Raw genomic sequence first — 15,742 nt, 5'->3', positions numbered from 1 at the left:
CAACCCTCCACATCCGATATGCGGACAGGGGCTTCCGCTGTCGTTGCACCGTCACCTACATTGCCTGCGCGTTTCTCAGGTGATCAGTGAGGGGACGGAGCCGTCAGATGTCAGATGCCTCAGAGGTGAACAGAGGGCCGGTGGTGACACCCGTGCGGGTCGTCATCGCGCTCTGCCTCGGCGCGCCCTTCGTGGCGATGCTGTGGGTCGGGTCGTACGCCAAGACCGATCCGGAGTTGGCCGGCATCCCGTTCTTCTACTGGTACCAAATGCTGTGGGTCCTGGTCTCCACGCTGCTGACGATGGTCGCGTACAAGCTGTGGCAGCGTGACCAGCGCGCCCGCGCCGCACGGAAGGGCGGTGCGTCGGAGTGAACGACGGCGTGAACGGCGTGGCACTCGCCGTCTTCATCTTCTTCTTCCTGCTCGTCACGGTCATGGGCTTCCTGGCCGCGCGCTGGCGCAAGGCCGAGAACGAGCACAGCCTCGACGAATGGGGCCTGGGCGGCCGGTCGTTCGGCACCTGGGTCACCTGGTTCCTGCTCGGCGGCGACCTGTACACGGCGTACACCTTCGTCGCCGTACCCGCGGCGATCTACGCGGCGGGCGCGGCCGGCTTCTTCGCGGTGCCGTACACGATCCTCGTCTACCCGCTGATCTTCACGTTCCTGCCCCGCCTGTGGTCGGTGTCGCACAAGCACGGCTATGTGACGACCTCGGACTTCGTGCGCGGCCGGTTCGGCTCGAAGGGCCTGTCGCTGGCGGTCGCCCTCACCGGCATCCTGGCGACGATGCCGTACATCGCGCTGCAGCTCGTCGGCATCCAGGCCGTGCTGGACGTGATGGGCGTCGGCGGCGGCGAGAACACGAACTGGTTCATCAAGGACCTGCCACTGCTGATCGCCTTCGGCGTGCTGGCGGCGTACACCTACTCCTCGGGCCTGCGCGCCCCGGCGCTGATCGCGTTCGTGAAGGACACGCTGATCTACATCGTCATCGCGGTGGCGATCATCTACATCCCGATCAAGCTGGGCGGGTTCGACGAGATCTTCGCCGCGGCGGACAAGAAGTACACGGATGCCGGTACGGGAGGGCTGATCCCGCCCGCGGCGGGCCAGTGGACGTACGCCACCTTGGCGTTCGGCTCGGCGCTGGCGCTGTTCATGTACCCGCACTCGATCACGGCGACGCTGTCCTCGCGCAGCCGTGAGGTGATCCGCCGCAACACGACGATCCTGCCGCTGTACTCGCTGATGCTCGGCTTGCTCGCCCTGCTGGGCTTCATGGCGATCGCGGCGGCGGTCACCGTCGACAACCCGCAGTTGGCGATCCCGCAGCTCTTCGAGGACATGTTCCCCAGCTGGTTCGCGGGCGTCGCCTTCGCGGCGATCGGCATCGGTGCCCTCGTCCCCGCGGCCATCATGTCCATCGCGGCCGCGAACCTCTTCACCCGCAACATCTACAAGGACTTCATCAAGCCGGACGCGACAGCCAAGCAGGAGACGCAGGTCTCCAAGCTGGTCTCGCTCCTGGTGAAGGTCGGCGCGCTGGTCTTCGTCCTGACCATGGACAAGACGGTCGCGATCAACTTCCAGCTGCTGGGCGGCATCTGGATCCTGCAGACCTTCCCGGCTCTGGTCGGCGGCCTGTTCACCCGCTGGTTCCACCGCTGGGCGCTGCTCGCCGGCTGGGCGGTCGGCATGATCTACGGCACGATCGCGGCGTACAACGTCTCCACTCCGGCGCAGAAGCACTTCGGCGGCTCGTCGGCGGAGATCCCCGGCATCGGCGAGATCGGCTACATCGGCCTGACGGCGTTCGTCCTGAACGTCGTGGTCACGGTCGTCCTGACCTTCGTCCTGAAGGCGGCGAAGGCTCCGGAGGGCGTCGACGAGACGAGGCCGGAGGACTACACGGCGGACGCGGGCGATCCGGGAGTGAAGACGGAACTACCGGCGGCGACCCACTAGTTCATCCGCCGGCTCATCCGCTCGAAGGCCGGGCGTACCGCACTAGCTGCGCGTGCGCCCGGCCATCTCGTGCCAGAAGCCGTCGAGTTCCCGGACGCGCATGCTGACCCAGTGCGGTGTCTTGCGGCGCAGCACCCTGGGAAGGTGGCGGCGCACGCGTCCGGGCAGCAGAGCCTGCTGCTGGCGGCAGAACGGCTCGCGGATCTCGCCCCGCGGTACGCACCCCCGGGGCGGATACGGGCAGAGCTGGAACGTGCAGTCGGGCAGACAGGTGGCGCCCGGTGTGGGCGGGTCCGAGACGCCGGCCCGCAGTTCGGGGCGGAGCGGGCCGCGGTCGCTGCGGATGCACGGCGGGAGCGGCATCCCCGGCTGCTCTACGCGGGCCATCCGCTCCTCGACCTCGTCCGGGTGCCCGTCCCGTTCGATGAGGTTCAGCATCACCAGGACGTCGGCGACGAGGCGCTGGGCGCGGGCGTCGAGGGTGCTCCAGCCGACCGAGGGCGGGATCCACAGGTTGTGCTTGCGGTAACCCTCGGGATTGCCGGTGCGCGCACCGACGTTGTCGGCCACGCCCTTCTCGTCGATCCAGAGGAAGCGTTCGGGCTGCCCGGTCTCCAGCGCGAGGGCCACCAGGTCGCCCGCCTCGGCGACGAACGGGTGCAGGGGACGCCGGGGCGAGTCGCCGTTCAGCCCGGAACGGCCGGGTGCGCTGTTCACCGTGCCGGCCATCGAGAGCCAGCGCTGCACCGTCTGTATGGCGGTCGTCCCGCCCATCCTCCGGGACTGCTCGCGCGCGCCGTCGCGGTTGTTCCTGCCCGCCGCGTGCCCTTCCTGGTCATGGACGCCCACGCTGTCCGGGAGTTCCCACAGGCACAGCGCCTGCAGCAGGATGAGCTGCGCATACCAGCAGCGGGACTGCTGCAGCACGGTCTCGGCCTGGCGGATCAGGTCGGCTCGGCCGCCCGGGTAGGCGTGCGGGTGCCGTTTGCGCCGGTTGGCCGCGTACTTGAAGCCCTGGGCCAGCGCGGCCTCGAGGGCGAGCGGCAGGTCGGGGACGCCGCCGGTGGCTTTCGGGTCCAGGTGGCGCAGCCAGCGGGTGAGGCGCTCCCGGGCCTCGTCGCGGTGGGCCTCGTCGACGGAGCCCAGCAGCATGGGGATCATCCAGGCCCGCATCACGAACTCCCGGAAGAGAGCGACCCGTTTGTGCCGGTAGTCCCGGTTGATCTTCCGCCGGTACTGCTGCAGTCGGCCGATGCGGTCGGACGCGGCCCGCGAGCGCACGCCGACGGCCCTCGCCCGGCCCATGCGCTCGGTCCATTTCTCGTACTCCTTCCGCTTCCAGGCCTTCAGCTCGCCGAGCCTGTCGGCGTACTCCTGCACGGGGTCGGTGTTCACCCCGACCCGCCCGCGGATCACGGCGAACGCCGGGTTGCCGCCGGTACCGAACTCCTGGGCCGCGGCCAGGCGTATGGAGTAGGAGGAGTCCTCGACGCCGATCTCGAAGAGGTGCTCGTACAGCGGGGTGGTGTCGATCCTGTCCGAGACGCTCCGCAGCGCGGCCCCGATCTGCTTGAGCAGCCTCAGCTTCGCGTCCTCCACAGAGCGCCGGTCTCCCCTGAAGCCGGCCCAGCTCTCCCGCACCCTGTCCAGGATGGCGCCCAGCAGTCTCGGGTCGTCCTCCACGCTCTCGATCTCCACGGCGGCCGCGTAGAGATCGAGTGCCTTCGAATCGCCCGTGCGGCGGTTCGCGGCCTTGCAGAGCCGGTGGGCCAGGGTGTGCCCGCGCACCGGTGACTGACGCACCCGCTCCTCGATCTCCCTCTTCACCTCGTCGCGGACACCGCCCCCGCGTGCCCTGCGCTCCGCCGCCCGCCGACGGGACAACAGCACCAGGGCGATGAGCAGTTCGCGGCTGGGGCCGGGCGGCTGCAGCGCCTGCTCGACGAGCTCTCCGGCGGCCCGCTCGCCCAGGTGGCTCAGAACGCGGTAGCCGAAGTAGGCCTGGATGATGCTGTGCGGGAAGCGGACCCTCCGCTCGAATCCCTCCACCAGCGCGAGCTTGTCCGCGTTGCTCGCGAAGCGGGCGAGGGCGGCCCGGCACTGGTCCACGTTCCCGCCGTGCAGCCGCCTCCTCTCCTCACCGCCGAGCCGCTCGCGGAGCACATTCCAGATCTGTTGCCGGTGCCATTCGGAGAAGTCGTTCCCACGTCTGCCGTACCGGTCGAAGCCCCGCCGGCTGGTGAACAGATGCCCGGCCCGGGCCTGCGCACGCCGCGCCGGACCGGGGTGGACATCCGTGTCGAGCAGCTCCCCGAAGCCGACCTCCAGGTTGTCCTGGAGCAGTCCGACGCAGGCCAGGGCGGAGACCACTTCGAGGGTGTCGCGGCGTGCCTGCGGAGACAGCGCGACACCCTCGCGCAGCCGGCCCTCGCACAGCGCTTCGTCCCACGTCTGAAGCAGCCAGAGGCGCAGTGTGCCGCGGTCCCGGCTGCGGGTGTTCATCTGCTGCGGATCGTTGTCCGGCCGGTCGTGTTCCAGGGCTCCGTGGCAGTGCAGTTCACGGGCGATCTGCAGATAGACGGGCGACTCGGTCACCTCCGCCGTCTCCACGATCCAGTCCACGCGTCGCTCGTCCGTCTCCGGGACGTGCGCCTCGACGAAGCGCAGGGCCTCCTCCTCGCTCAGCGGTTCCAGCTCCACGATCGCGGCACAGGTGCTCTCCAGCGGGCTGTGCGGCCGGGAGGCGATGACGAGGGGCAGCTTCTCCGCGTGGGCGCGCTCGATGGCCCGCCGGATGATGTTGTCCCGGTTCTGCTGGAGGCCGTCGCCGAGGAGAGCCTCTTCCAGCCCGTCGGCGATGACGACCGGCTTGTCGTCGGCGAGCAGTTGCTGCCAGACCCGGTCGGTCTTGCTGCGGGCGAGGATGCCCCGGGGGGCCTCGTCGGCGAAACGCTGTCTGGCCATGCGTTCGAAGTTCAGGTCGCCGGTCGCGTCCCGCAGCCGGATCGGCACGGGCACGGCGTTCTGCTCGGCCAGCAGTTCGGTGAGCCGTACCAGGACGGCGGTCTTGCCCACACCGATGCCGCCGACCAGCAGATAGGGCCGGCGGGTGTCGCGCTCCCGCAACCGTTCGGCGATGACCTGGGCGATCTCCTCCCGGCCCACGATCTCGGCGGTGTCCGGTCCGGCGGTGAGCACCAGTCGGCGGGGGTCGTCCCGTGCCTTGGCGAGGTAACGCCGCTTGGTCCAGCGGTACCACCAGAACAGGAAGAGCGTGGCGGCGATCGACGCGGTGAGCACCGGGCCGACGAAGCGCATCACGACGTCGAATCCCGCGGCGTCCTGCCGCCACTGTTCGAAGCCGGTCGTGCTGCTCGTGATCACGATGTACAGGCCCTGCACGGCCCAGGCGGCCAACGCGAGCGCGGCCACCACCCAGATGGTCCGGGTGACGTTGGTGTAGGAGATCCAACGGCGCCATTTCTTGGAGCGGGTCGCGCCGCGGCGGGCCTCCAGTCGGATCGTCAGGGTGTGCCAGTGGCCGACGAACCCGCGTCTGAACCAGCTGCCCGCCCGTCTCGGTGCCAGCGTCGCCATCGGCGCGCTGCGCGGCCGCTCCTTGCCGGGCGGGTGCCGGACGACCCTGGTCATCGTTGCGTCTCCTTCCGAGAAGGCTCTCGAAACGAAGGGACCGCGGGCACCGGCGTCTACCTCCATGGAAAGCACTCCGGGAACGCCCCGCAACCCGGCGAAAACCCCAGGCCGCGGTCATGCCGGTCCGGCAGACTCGGGCCCATGGACCTCGTGATCCGGCATGTGGAACCCGGCGAATACGACACCCTCGGCGAGATCACCGCCCGGGCCTACCTCCACGACGGCCTCCTCGACTTCGGTGAGAGCGACGAGTACCTCGGCGAACTCAAGGACGTGGCCAAGCGCGCGGCCGCCGCCGAGGTACTGGTCGCCGTACAGAACGGCCGCGTCGTCGGCGGCGTCACCTTCGTCCCGTCCGGCGGCCCCATGGCCGACATAGCCGGCCCCGGCGAGGCGGAGATCCGCATGCTGGCGGTCTCGCGGGAGGCACGCGGCCGGGGCGCCGGCGAGGCCCTCGTCCGCGCCTGCATCGACCGCGCACGGTCCACGGAAGGCTGTGTACGCATCGTTCTGTCGACCCAGCGCACCATGCACGGCGCCCACCGCATCTACGAACGTCTGGGCTTCGTTCGCACACCGGATCGGGACTGGAATCCGATCCCGCACCTCGACGACATCACTCTCCTCACCTACGAGTTGACGCTCTGAAACCACCACGACACAACATCTGGGGGTGGCGTGGCGGGTGAGCACAAGATGTATGCTCATCCTCGCTGTCGCCGCAGGGGAATCCGGTGCGAATCCGGAACTGTCCCGCAACGGTGTACTTGTGCATGTCTGTTCCCTGAACCGCCCTGCACAGGAGTCAGTCCGAGGACCTGCCGACAGCGCGCCCGGCCACCCGGCCGGTGCGCACTGACGTCCGGGCCTCGTGGAATGGGCCGGTGGACGCGACGCCGCGTGCGCTCGTGTGCTGCCCCCTGCCCTCCGCAAGGCCCCCGTGCCGAGCGAGGGAGAGCCCCCACGTGACCATCGCGCCAGCCGATCCGGTCTCAGCAGCCGAGAACGAGCATGACGGTCCCGGTGCCGCACTGCTGCGGACCCTGACCGAGCTGACCGCCGACCTCCCCGACGCCGACCCCGGCCGGGTGGCCGCCGCCGCGCTGCGCGGCCGGTCCTCGCGTGAGGCCTCCGCCAAGATGATCGTGGAGCTGCGCGAGCTGGCCACGGAGGCGGCCGCCGGGCTCATCTCCGAGGACCCCGCCTACTCCAGGCTGGCCGCCCGCCTGCTGACCCTGGCCATCCGGGACGAGGCCGCCTCACAGGGGGTGACGTCCTTCACGGAGTCCGTCGCCGTGGGGCATCGCGAGGGGCTCATCGCGGACCGTACCGCCGCGTTCGTGCGGCTGCACGCCGAGCGGCTCGACGCGCTGATCGACACACACGCCGACGACCGCTTCGGCTACTTCGGCCTGCGCACCCTGCACAGCCGTTATCTGCTCCGGCACCCCATCACCCGCAAGGTCATCGAGACGCCCCAGCACTTCATGCTGCGCGTCGCCGCCGGTCTCGCCGAGGACGACAGCGTCCGCTCCGCCGACGAAGTCGCCGCGCTCTACGGGCTCATGAGCCGCCTCGACTACCTCCCCTCCTCCCCCACGCTGTTCAACTCCGGCACCCGGCACCCCCAGATGTCGTCCTGCTACCTCCTGGACTCCCCCAAGGACGAGCTGGACTCCATCTACGACCGCTACCACCAGGTCGCCCGCCTCTCGAAGCACGCCGGCGGCATCGGTCTGTCGTACTCCCGCATCCGCTCCCGGGGTTCACTGATCCGCGGCACCAACGGGCACTCCAACGGCATCGTCCCGTTCCTGAAGACCCTCGACGCCTCCGTCGCCGCCGTGAACCAGGGCGGCCGGCGCAAGGGTGCCGCCGCGGTCTACCTGGAGACCTGGCACTCCGACATCGAGGAGTTCCTGGAGCTGCGCGACAACACCGGTGAGGACGCCCGCCGTACGCACAACCTGAACCTCGCGCACTGGGTCCCGGACGAGTTCATGCGCCGGGTCAACGCCGACGAGCTGTGGTCGCTGTTCTCTCCCGCCGACGTTCCGGAACTGGTCGACCTGTGGGGCGGGGAGTTCGACGCGGCCTACCGCAAGGCCGAGGAAAAGGGCCTCGCGCGCAAGACCATCCCGGCCCGTGATCTGTACGGCCGCATGATGCGCACCCTCGCGCAGACCGGCAACGGCTGGATGACCTTCAAGGACGCCGCCAACCGCACCGCCAACCAGACCGCCCTGCCGGGCCATGTCGTCCACTCCTCCAACCTCTGCACGGAGATCCTGGAGGTCACCGACGACGGGGAGACGGCGGTCTGCAACCTGGGCTCGGTCAACCTGGGTGCCTTTGTCGACACGGCGATCGGCGACATCGACTGGGAGCGGCTGGACGCCACCGTGCGCACCGCCGTCACCTTCCTGGACCGCGTCGTCGACATCAACTTCTACCCGACCGAGCAGGCGGGCCGGTCCAACGCCAAGTGGCGCCCGGTGGGCCTCGGCGCGATGGGCCTGCAGGACGTCTTCTTCAAGCTGCGCCTGCCCTTCGACTCGCCGCAGGCCAAGGCCCTCTCCACGCGTATCGCCGAGCGCATCATGCTCGCCGCGTACGAGGCGTCCACCGACCTGGCGGAGCGCAACGGCCCGCTGCCGGCCTGGGAGAAGACCCGTACGGCCCGGGGTGTGCTGCACCCCGACCACTACGGCGTCGAGCTGACCTGGCCCGAGCGCTGGGCCGCCCTGCGCCGCCGTATCGCCACCACCGGCCTGCGCAACTCCCTGCTGCTCGCCATCGCCCCGACCGCCACCATCGCGTCCATCGCCGGTGTCTACGAGTGCATCGAGCCGCAGGTCTCCAACCTGTTCAAGCGCGAGACGCTCTCCGGCGAGTTCCTCCAGGTCAACTCGTACCTGGTCGACGAGCTGAAGGCGCTCGGCGTCTGGGATGCCCGCACCCGGGAGGCGCTGCGCGACTCGGGCGGCTCGGTGCAGGACTTCGCCTGGATCCCGGCGGACGTACGGGCCCTGTACCGCACGGCGTGGGAGATCCCGCAGCGCGGCCTGATCGACATGGCGGCGGCGCGGACCCCGTTCCTCGACCAGTCGCAGTCCCTGAACCTCTTCATGGAGACGCCGACCATCGGCAAGCTCTCCTCGATGTACGCGTACGCCTGGAAGTCGGGCCTGAAGACGACGTACTACCTGCGCTCGCGCCCGGCGACCCGCATCGCCCGCGCCGCCCAGGCGCAGACCCAAGCCACCATCCCCCTTCAGCAGCCGGCCCCCGAAGACGCCGTCGCCTGCTCCCTGGAAAACCCCGAGTCCTGCGAGGCCTGCCAGTAATGACCACCCGTAACCAGAATCTCCTCGACCCGGGCTTCGAGTTGACCCTGCGCCCCATGCGCTATCCCGACTTCTACGAGCGCTACCGGGACGCCATCAAGAACACCTGGACCGTGGAGGAGGTCGACCTGCACTCGGACGTGGCCGACCTCGCCAAGCTCACGCCCGCCGAACAGCACCTCATCGGCCGCCTGGTCGCGTTCTTCGCGACGGGCGACTCGATCGTCGCGAACAACCTGGTGCTGACCCTCTACAAGCACATCAACTCCCCCGAGGCCCGCCTGTACCTGAGCCGGCAGCTCTTCGAGGAGGCTGTCCACGTCCAGTTCTACCTGACGCTGCTCGACACCTATCTGCCCGACCCGGAGGACAGGGCGGCCGCCTTCGACGCCGTCGAGAACATCCCGTCCATCCGCGAGAAGGCCGAGTTCTGCTTCAAGTGGATCAACGAGGTCGAGAAGCTGGAGCGCCTGGAGACCAAGGCGGACCGCCGTCGTTTCCTGCTGAACCTGATCTGCTTCGCGGCGTGCATCGAGGGCCTGTTCTTCTACGGTGCCTTCGCCTACGTCTACTGGTTCCGCAGCCGCGGCCTGCTGCACGGTCTGGCCACCGGCACCAACTGGGTGTTCCGCGACGAGACGATGCACATGTCCTTCGCGTTCGACGTCGTCGACACCGTCCGCAAGGAGGAGCCGGAGCTCTTCGACGACGAGCTCCAGCAGCAGGTCACCGACATGCTGAGGGAGGCCGTCGAGGCCGAGCTGCAGTTCGCGCGCGACCTGTGCGGTGACGGCCTCCCGGGCATGAACACCGACTCGATGCGGCAGTACCTGGAGTGTGTCGCCGATCAGCGTCTGACGCGGCTCGGCTTCGCTCCGGTGTACGGCTCCGAGAACCCCTTCTCCTTCATGGAGCTCCAGGGTGTTCAGGAGCTGACCAACTTCTTCGAGCGGCGTCCCTCGGCGTACCAGGTGGCGGTGGAGGGCACCGTCGACCTGGACGAGGACTTCTGAGCGCCGAGCTTGTCGCGATCCTGGGCCTCCCTGATCTGACGGTCGATGCGCCGGTCGTGCACGATCCCGATCACTGACGGGAGGACCAGGAGGACGAACACACCGAGAACGGCGACCATGGCGAGCAGTGTCTGTGTCTGTTCCGTAGTCATGACACCACTGTCGCGCCGGACACTCCTTACGAACAGTGGCAGGACTGCCGCACACCCTCGATTTACTGCCACCCGCGAGGCACACTGGCAGCATGCTGAGAAACGTCGCCGCCGTCCTCCTCGACGGTGTGCACCCCTTCGAACTGGGCGTCGTCTGTGAGGTCTTCGGCCTCGACCGCAGCGACGAGGGGCTGCCCACCTACGATTTCGCCGTCGCCTCGGCCGAGGGGCCGGCGCTGGGCACCCATGTCGGCGGGCTCACCGTCTCCACACCGCACGGCCTCGAGCGGCTGGAGGAGGCCGACCTGATCGCCGTGCCGGCGGGGGACGAATACATCACCCGCGACTATCCACCCGAGCTGCTGGACGCCCTGGTCAGGGCCGTGGACCGGGGCGCTCGGGTGCTCAGCGTCTGCTCCGGCGCCTTCGTACTGGGCGCGGCCGGGCTGCTCGACGGGCGGCGGTGCAGTGTGCACTGGCGGCACGCCGGGGAACTGTCCCGACGGCACCCTCGGGCGATCGTCGAGCCCGATGTGCTGTACGTCGACGAAGGCCCGGTAATCACCAGCGCCGGCACCGCCGCCGGTATCGACGCCTGCCTCCACATCGTGCGGCAGGAGCAGGGGCCCGAGGTCGCCAACAAGATCGCCCGGCGCATGGTGGTGCCGCCGCACCGGGACGGCGGGCAGGCCCAGTACATCGAGCGCCCGCTGCCCCGTTCCCAGTGCGACACGGTCGGCGAGGTGCTGGCGTGGATGGAGCGGCACCTCGACGAGGAGGTGACCGTCGAGCAGCTCGCCGAGCGTGCGCTCATGTCCCCGCGCACCTTCGCCCGCCGCTTCCAGCAGGAGACGGGCACTACTCCCTACCGCTGGATCCTGCGCCAACGCGTGCTGCTGGCGCAGGAATTGCTGGAGGCGACGGACGAGACGGTGGACGCGATCGCTGGTCGAACGGGGTTCGGCACGGCGGCCGCGCTGCGCCACCAGTTCGTACGGGCCCTGGGGACGACCCCGAACGCGTACCGAAGGACGTTCCAGGGACCGAACGCGGCGTAAGTCCTCCCCACGGCCTCAGTCCCTCGGCACCGGCCTCAGCAGCAGCCTGTGCGGGCGGAGTGTGATGCCCACGCGGGTCGCGTCGTTGGAGCCGGACACCTGCTCGAAGCGGTACTTGGTGGCCAGCGCCGCCGTGATCAGGGTCAGCTGCGCCATGGAGAAGTGGTCGCTGGGGCACTTGCGGTTGCCGACACTGAACGGGCTCATGGCGTATTTCGGTACGTCCTTGACGCGTTCGGGAAGCCAGCGGTCCGGGTCGAACTCGAGGCTGTGCGCATACGACTTCCCGTCCCGCTGGATCGCGTAGGGGCTGTAGACGATGTCCGCCCCGGCCGGAATACGATAGCCACCGAGTGACGTATCGGTCACCGCCCGGCGCGTGAGAATCCATACGGCGGGCCGCAAACGCATGGCCTCCACGACGACATTGTTCGTGTGCCGGAGGCTACGGACGTCCGCAAATGCCACGGGCCGGCCGCCGGTGACGGATTCGACCTCCGCGCAGACCTTGTCGGCGTGTTCCGGATGTTCCGCGAGCACATGCAGCAGCCACATGATCGTGGACGCCACGGTTTCGCTGCCCGGGGTGACTATCGCGACGACCTGATCGTGGATCTCCTGTTCCCCGATGGGCTCGCCATTCTCGTCCTTCGCCTCCAGCAATGCCGTCAGCAAATCGTCCGGCCTTTGACCAGATGCCCGGCGTTCGGCGACGATCTCGTCGACCAGGAGATGCAAATCGGCCAGGGCCCGGTTGAATTCGCGGTTGGGCGGCAGAGGCAGCTTGTACAGCGGACCGAGGGGGACCACCATCCGCCGGTACATGCCCCGGAAGACGGTCGCGAGCGCGTTGCACAGCCGCTCGGCCCGCTCGTCCATGTACTCGCCACGCAGCAGGCAGCGGGCGGCGATGCGCACGGCTATCCGGAACGACTCGGAGGTGCAGTCGACGGTCTCGCCGGGCTTCCAGCGCTCGGTCAGCGCATGCGCCTCCTCCTCCATGATCGGCCCGTACTCCGGGATCGCGTCGAGCCGGAAGGCGGGCTGGATGGTGCGCCGCTGACGGCGGTGCCGGGGGCCGTTCGCGGTGGCCACGCCCTCCTTGCCGAGCAGGCCTTCCAGGGACTCCCACAGCGGCCCGTCGATCTTGAAGTCGGTGCTCAGCGCCAGCGCGCCGGTGAGTTCCGGGGTGGTGACGGCGTACACCGTCTTCGGGCCGAGCTTCAGCCGTACGACATCTCCGTGGTCGCGGAGCGCGGCCATGAAGGCCAGCGGGTCCCGGACCAGCTTCCAGCCGTGGCCGAGAAGTGGAACTCCCCCGCCCGCGAGGGGCGGTTCACGCAGCTCCGAAGCCTCACGGGGTTGGGCTTCGGGGCGGGGGTGGGTTTCGGGGCGAACAGACTCGACGGTCATTTTTCACCTGCCGCTTCGTTGTTGACGTACGGGGGCGTGGACCGGTCGTCCCAGCTGTCGACCATGTACCGGCCGGACTCGTGGTGGAACCAGTAGACCGAGCTGAACCAGTTGCGCATATTGCAGACGCACGACCGCACGGCGGCGCTGAGTTCTTTTCCGCGCAGCGTGCCGTCGGACAGGGAGTCGGCGAATTCCAGGGCGTCCCGCTCAGCCGCCAGAAAATCGGAAATACAGGTCTCGACGCGTCGCCTGATTTCCGTCACCGCCTCTTCCAGGGTCAGCCCCTCATGCTTTATGAGACTGAGCCCGAGATTATGGACCTCATCCCCCGCTATTTCCTTGGGAAGCGAGCAGAGGTCGTTGTACCAGGCGGCGAATTCCTGGCTCAGCAACGCCGCCCGCCGATATGCCGGATGCTTCCGTACCGCGTCCGGCAGTTCGAGTTCCGCACTCGGCTCCAGCAGATCGGTCCAGATCCAGTGCGCGAAGGTGAGCCGACGCAGCGCGAGGTATTCCTCGACGGTGGGGATGATTCCTTCGGTGCGGTTGCGGAATTCCCGGTCGTAGGCCTCGATCACCGCGTGGAAGTGACGGGCGAACCGGGTGTTCCAGGTGCGGGGCAGGAACGAGTACAGCCGCACCATGCTGTCCGCGAACCCCGCGACCAGCGGGTCCCCGTGGTGCAGATGCGCCGCGGGTGAGTCGAGGGCCGCGTGCAGCCGGAACCTCAGCCGCCGCCAGGCGGTCGGACGGTAGTGGACGATGTCGCGGTCGTGCCGGTCGTCCCAGACGAAGAACCACGCGCTGTAGTCCGCAATCGCCTGGAGCACCTCGTCGGGGGCGCCAATGTAGTACCCCGCCATGAGGTCGGTGTAGCAAAGGCCGTCGGCATATTCTTCGACCTTGTCGGCCGGCATCAGCCGCTTTTCCAGCAGCCAGGTACGGGTCTTCTCCTGGAGCTGGGGCCAATATGGATGGAGTTGCCTGGGAAACGCTGCTTCGATCACCGGCAGAGAGAGCGATGGTGGTACCGGTACCGCCGTCGGTGTCGATGTGGTGCTGTGTGAGAAAGCATGCACGAACAAACCCCTCTCAGCCGCCAGTTGTACACGCCCCTCCCGCCGTGCCGGGCGTGCGCCGTTGCGTATCCCCGCACTTCCATTCAGCACCACAACTGACCGGTCTGGGAACGGATTTGCTTCATTCACTACCCCAGCGTGCCGAGAATCTCCCCCTATGTGTCTGGTTCCGGATCACAACCTGGGTGTATGGGATCGAACGTGCGACGGACATGCGAACGGCGCCTGCTCGGGGCGGGGACCCTGAACAGACGCCGTGCGCATGGGACTTGTGGGGCGTTCCAGCGGACCTCAGTCGTTCGCGACGACGGGGTAGCGGGGCTCGTTCTCGGCCATCTGCCGGAGCGCGTCCTTGCGCTCCCGCTTGGAGAGACGGTCGATGTAGAGGTAGCCGTAGAGGTGGTCCGTCTCGTGCTGCAAACACCGAGCGAAGTACCCGGTGCCACGCACCTTGATCGGGTTGCCCTTCTCGTCCTGCCCGGTCACCTCGGCGTAGTCGGGGCGGGCCAGCGGCGCGTACGCCGTCGGCACGGACAGGCAGCCCTCGTTGCTGTCGTCCAGGCGGCGCTGCTCGGCGGGCAGCTCGACGAGCTTCGGGTTGCAGACCACTCCGACGTGCCGGACGCCCTGGTCGTCCTGGCAGTCGTAGACGAAGACCTTCAGATCGACGCCGATCTGGTTGGCGGCCAGGCCCACCCCCTCGGCGGTGCGCTGCGAGGCGAACATGTCCGCCACCAGCTGGTCCAGCTCGGCGCCGAACTCGGTGACGTCCTTGCACTCCTTGTGGAGCACCGGGTTCCCCACGACGGTGATCGGCCGCGACGTGCCGCGCTCGCGCCAGGCGTTCTCCCGCTCCTCCGTGTCCTCGGTGTCGACGACGAAACCCTCGTCGTCCACGGGGAGCACGCCCGCGTGCTGCTGCTCGGTGTCCTGCTGGGCCATGACCGACGTATGCCTTCCTGCACAAACCAAAACCAAAGGGTGTGACGCTGATACAGGGTACGGCGAACGGTCAGCAGACCTCTTCGAGATCCCGCCAGTCCCTGGAATCCGGGCTGTCCGCGACCCACCCGTCCAGCAGACCCCGTACGAGCGAAGCCGGCGCCGCAACGCCACACTCCCGCTCCGGTACCCACAACTGCCCGTCCGTCCGATGCCCCAACGGGCCGGGATGCCCCGGCTCACTGTGATCGTGGGGATCCAGGTGCTCCCCGTCGCCCTCGTCGGACGGCATCCGTGACTCCGAGCACATCCGGCACAGCAGCCGCACGGACGACGACCAGTCCTCCGCGGCGAACCCGGCGTCGGCGGCGAGCTGCTCCAGGGCGTCCCGGTCGGCCTCGGTGGCGGCCTCCAGGAGGACCACCCAGGTCGGCACCGGCGACGGCGCCCACAGCTCGATCTCGTCGAAGACGGGGTAGGCGTGCCCGGCGGACGTGGTCCGCTCGCCGTGCGGCACTCCGTCGTGCAGCACGACCTCGCCCCAGCGCCGCCCGGACGACGGCAGCGGGATCGACAGCACCTCGATGCGCGCGGGGTCAAGGCGCCGCCCCCACACGACCTCGGCCTCCCCCTCGGGGGACAGCCGTACGGCCGCGCTGCCCAGGTCCATGCCGACCGGCTCGCCGGACGCGGTCGCACCGCCGGGCACCCGCAGCCCGTACGCCTGCCAGGCCCGCCGGGCCAGCGGCCAGTCCTGCAGGGCGGTGGCGGCGATGCCGACGTTCCACCAGTCGGGCGCCCCGGTCTCCCGGTCGAGCAGCGCCACGGCACGCAGCCCGGCCGCGCGGGCCTGCTCCCAGTCGTGGCGGAACTTGTGCAGCAGGGCGAGGTTGAACCAGGACTCCGAAAGCCAGGGCTCCAGATCGGCGGCCCGCGTCAGCAGCGCGCCCGCGTCCTCGTACCGGCCGTCGCCGATGAGCGTGAACGCCCGGTCGGTGGCCTGCCGCCAGGAGGCGGAGGGCCGGTGCCGTCCCTTGCCGAAGATCCTCACGATTCCCGCCTGCCAGTTCCGTGGAGATGGGCTGGCTAGTGCTGCCCCCGGACACCCTCTC

12 protein-coding genes and 1 riboswitch are annotated in these 15,742 nt (G+C 68.9%); of the genes, 6 read left to right on the top strand and 6 right to left on the bottom strand.

What is annotated here, in order from left to right:
• Window positions 1-107: 107 nt before the first annotated feature.
• Together IF78_RS0105680 and mctP are read left to right on the top strand one after the other, a co-directional pair.
• Window positions 108-374 (top strand): DUF3311 domain-containing protein, encoded by a 267-nt coding sequence (locus IF78_RS0105680; RefSeq protein ID WP_031479448.1) that lies wholly within the window; start codon window positions 108-110, stop codon window positions 372-374.
• Entirely contained in the window at window positions 371-1,969 is a 1,599-nt protein-coding gene (gene mctP / locus IF78_RS0105675) for a monocarboxylate uptake permease MctP (RefSeq protein WP_031479446.1), read from the top strand. The genes IF78_RS0105680 and mctP overlap by 4 nt, the downstream gene beginning before the upstream one ends.
• Before the next feature lie 42 nt (window positions 1,970-2,011).
• Here mctP and IF78_RS0105670 read toward each other — a convergent pair whose 3' ends face one another.
• Window positions 2,012-5,620: an NACHT domain-containing protein gene (locus tag IF78_RS0105670; protein ID WP_031479444.1), complete on the bottom strand. Its 3,609-nt coding sequence runs from the start codon at window positions 5,618-5,620 to the stop codon at window positions 2,012-2,014.
• A gap of 144 nt (window positions 5,621-5,764) precedes the next feature.
• Here IF78_RS0105670 and IF78_RS0105665 point away from each other — a divergent pair, with 144 nt between their 5' ends.
• The 3 genes from IF78_RS0105665 (at window position 5,765) to IF78_RS0105650 (ending at window position 9,983) form a co-directional block, all read left to right on the top strand.
• A complete protein-coding gene (locus tag IF78_RS0105665; RefSeq protein ID WP_031479442.1) occupies window positions 5,765-6,271 on the top strand; it encodes a GNAT family N-acetyltransferase in 507 nt (168 codons plus the stop codon).
• Between the two features lie 52 nt (window positions 6,272-6,323).
• A riboswitch (cobalamin riboswitch) is annotated at window positions 6,324-6,463 on the top strand.
• Between the two features lie 125 nt (window positions 6,464-6,588).
• Window positions 6,589-8,970, top strand: a complete 2,382-nt coding sequence (locus IF78_RS0105655) for a ribonucleoside-diphosphate reductase subunit alpha (protein ID WP_031479440.1) — start codon at window positions 6,589-6,591, stop codon at window positions 8,968-8,970.
• On the top strand, window positions 8,970-9,983 hold the full coding sequence (locus IF78_RS0105650; protein WP_031479438.1) for a ribonucleotide-diphosphate reductase subunit beta: 1,014 nt from the start codon (window positions 8,970-8,972) through the stop codon (window positions 9,981-9,983). The genes IF78_RS0105655 and IF78_RS0105650 overlap by 1 nt, the downstream gene beginning before the upstream one ends.
• Here IF78_RS0105650 and IF78_RS45715 read toward each other — a convergent pair.
• A complete protein-coding gene (locus tag IF78_RS45715) occupies window positions 9,896-10,135 on the bottom strand; it encodes a hypothetical protein (protein ID WP_078662320.1) in 240 nt (79 codons plus the stop codon). The two genes, IF78_RS0105650 and IF78_RS45715, sit on opposite strands and share 88 nt — an antisense overlap.
• 92 nt (window positions 10,136-10,227) lie before the next feature.
• Here IF78_RS45715 and IF78_RS0105645 point away from each other — a divergent pair, with 92 nt between their 5' ends.
• Window positions 10,228-11,193 (top strand): helix-turn-helix domain-containing protein, encoded by a 966-nt coding sequence (locus tag IF78_RS0105645; RefSeq protein WP_031479436.1) that lies wholly within the window; start codon window positions 10,228-10,230, stop codon window positions 11,191-11,193.
• Between the two features lie 15 nt (window positions 11,194-11,208).
• Here IF78_RS0105645 and IF78_RS0105640 read toward each other — a convergent pair whose 3' ends face one another.
• From IF78_RS0105640 to IF78_RS0105625, 4 genes are all read right to left on the bottom strand, one after another.
• Window positions 11,209-12,606 (bottom strand): bifunctional albaflavenone monooxygenase/terpene synthase, encoded by a 1,398-nt coding sequence (locus IF78_RS0105640; RefSeq protein ID WP_031479434.1) that lies wholly within the window; start codon window positions 12,604-12,606, stop codon window positions 11,209-11,211.
• Window positions 12,603-13,688, bottom strand: coding sequence for an epi-isozizaene synthase (cyc1, locus tag IF78_RS0105635; protein WP_107049895.1), 1,086 nt, complete (start codon window positions 13,686-13,688; stop codon window positions 12,603-12,605). Before cyc1 ends, IF78_RS0105640 begins: the two co-directional genes overlap by 4 nt.
• 291 nt (window positions 13,689-13,979) lie before the next feature.
• Window positions 13,980-14,630 carry a peptide deformylase gene (def, locus tag IF78_RS0105630; RefSeq protein WP_031479430.1) on the bottom strand — a complete coding sequence of 217 codons (651 nt, stop codon included), beginning with the start codon at window positions 14,628-14,630 and terminating at the stop codon, window positions 13,980-13,982.
• A gap of 70 nt (window positions 14,631-14,700) precedes the next feature.
• Window positions 14,701-15,681 carry a tetratricopeptide repeat protein gene (locus IF78_RS0105625; RefSeq protein ID WP_031479428.1) on the bottom strand — a complete coding sequence of 327 codons (981 nt, stop codon included), beginning with the start codon at window positions 15,679-15,681 and terminating at the stop codon, window positions 14,701-14,703.
• Window positions 15,682-15,742 lie beyond the last annotated feature (61 nt).

The organism is Streptomyces bicolor, assembly GCF_000719285.1.
Taxonomy (GTDB): domain Bacteria; phylum Actinomycetota; class Actinomycetes; order Streptomycetales; family Streptomycetaceae; genus Streptomyces; species Streptomyces bicolor.
Note: the sequence above shows the minus strand (reverse complement) of the source record. Positions and strands in the feature narration are given on the sequence as shown.

Coding starts and splice junctions, on each gene's coding strand:
- IF78_RS0105665 (WP_031479442.1), top strand. CDS start 5,765: ATGGACCTCGTGATCCGGCATGTGGAACCCGGCGAATACGACACCCTC.
- IF78_RS0105645 (WP_031479436.1), top strand. CDS start 10,228: ATGCTGAGAAACGTCGCCGCCGTCCTCCTCGACGGTGTGCACCCCTTC.
- IF78_RS45715 (WP_078662320.1), bottom strand. CDS start 10,135: ATGACTACGGAACAGACACAGACACTGCTCGCCATGGTCGCCGTTCTC.
- IF78_RS0105640 (WP_031479434.1), bottom strand. CDS start 12,606: ATGACCGTCGAGTCTGTTCGCCCCGAAACCCACCCCCGCCCCGAAGCC.
- IF78_RS0105650 (WP_031479438.1), top strand. CDS start 8,970: ATGACCACCCGTAACCAGAATCTCCTCGACCCGGGCTTCGAGTTGACC.
- IF78_RS0105670 (WP_031479444.1), bottom strand. CDS start 5,620: ATGACCAGGGTCGTCCGGCACCCGCCCGGCAAGGAGCGGCCGCGCAGC.
- def (WP_031479430.1), bottom strand. CDS start 14,630: ATGGCCCAGCAGGACACCGAGCAGCAGCACGCGGGCGTGCTCCCCGTG.
- IF78_RS0105680 (WP_031479448.1), top strand. CDS start 108: ATGTCAGATGCCTCAGAGGTGAACAGAGGGCCGGTGGTGACACCCGTG.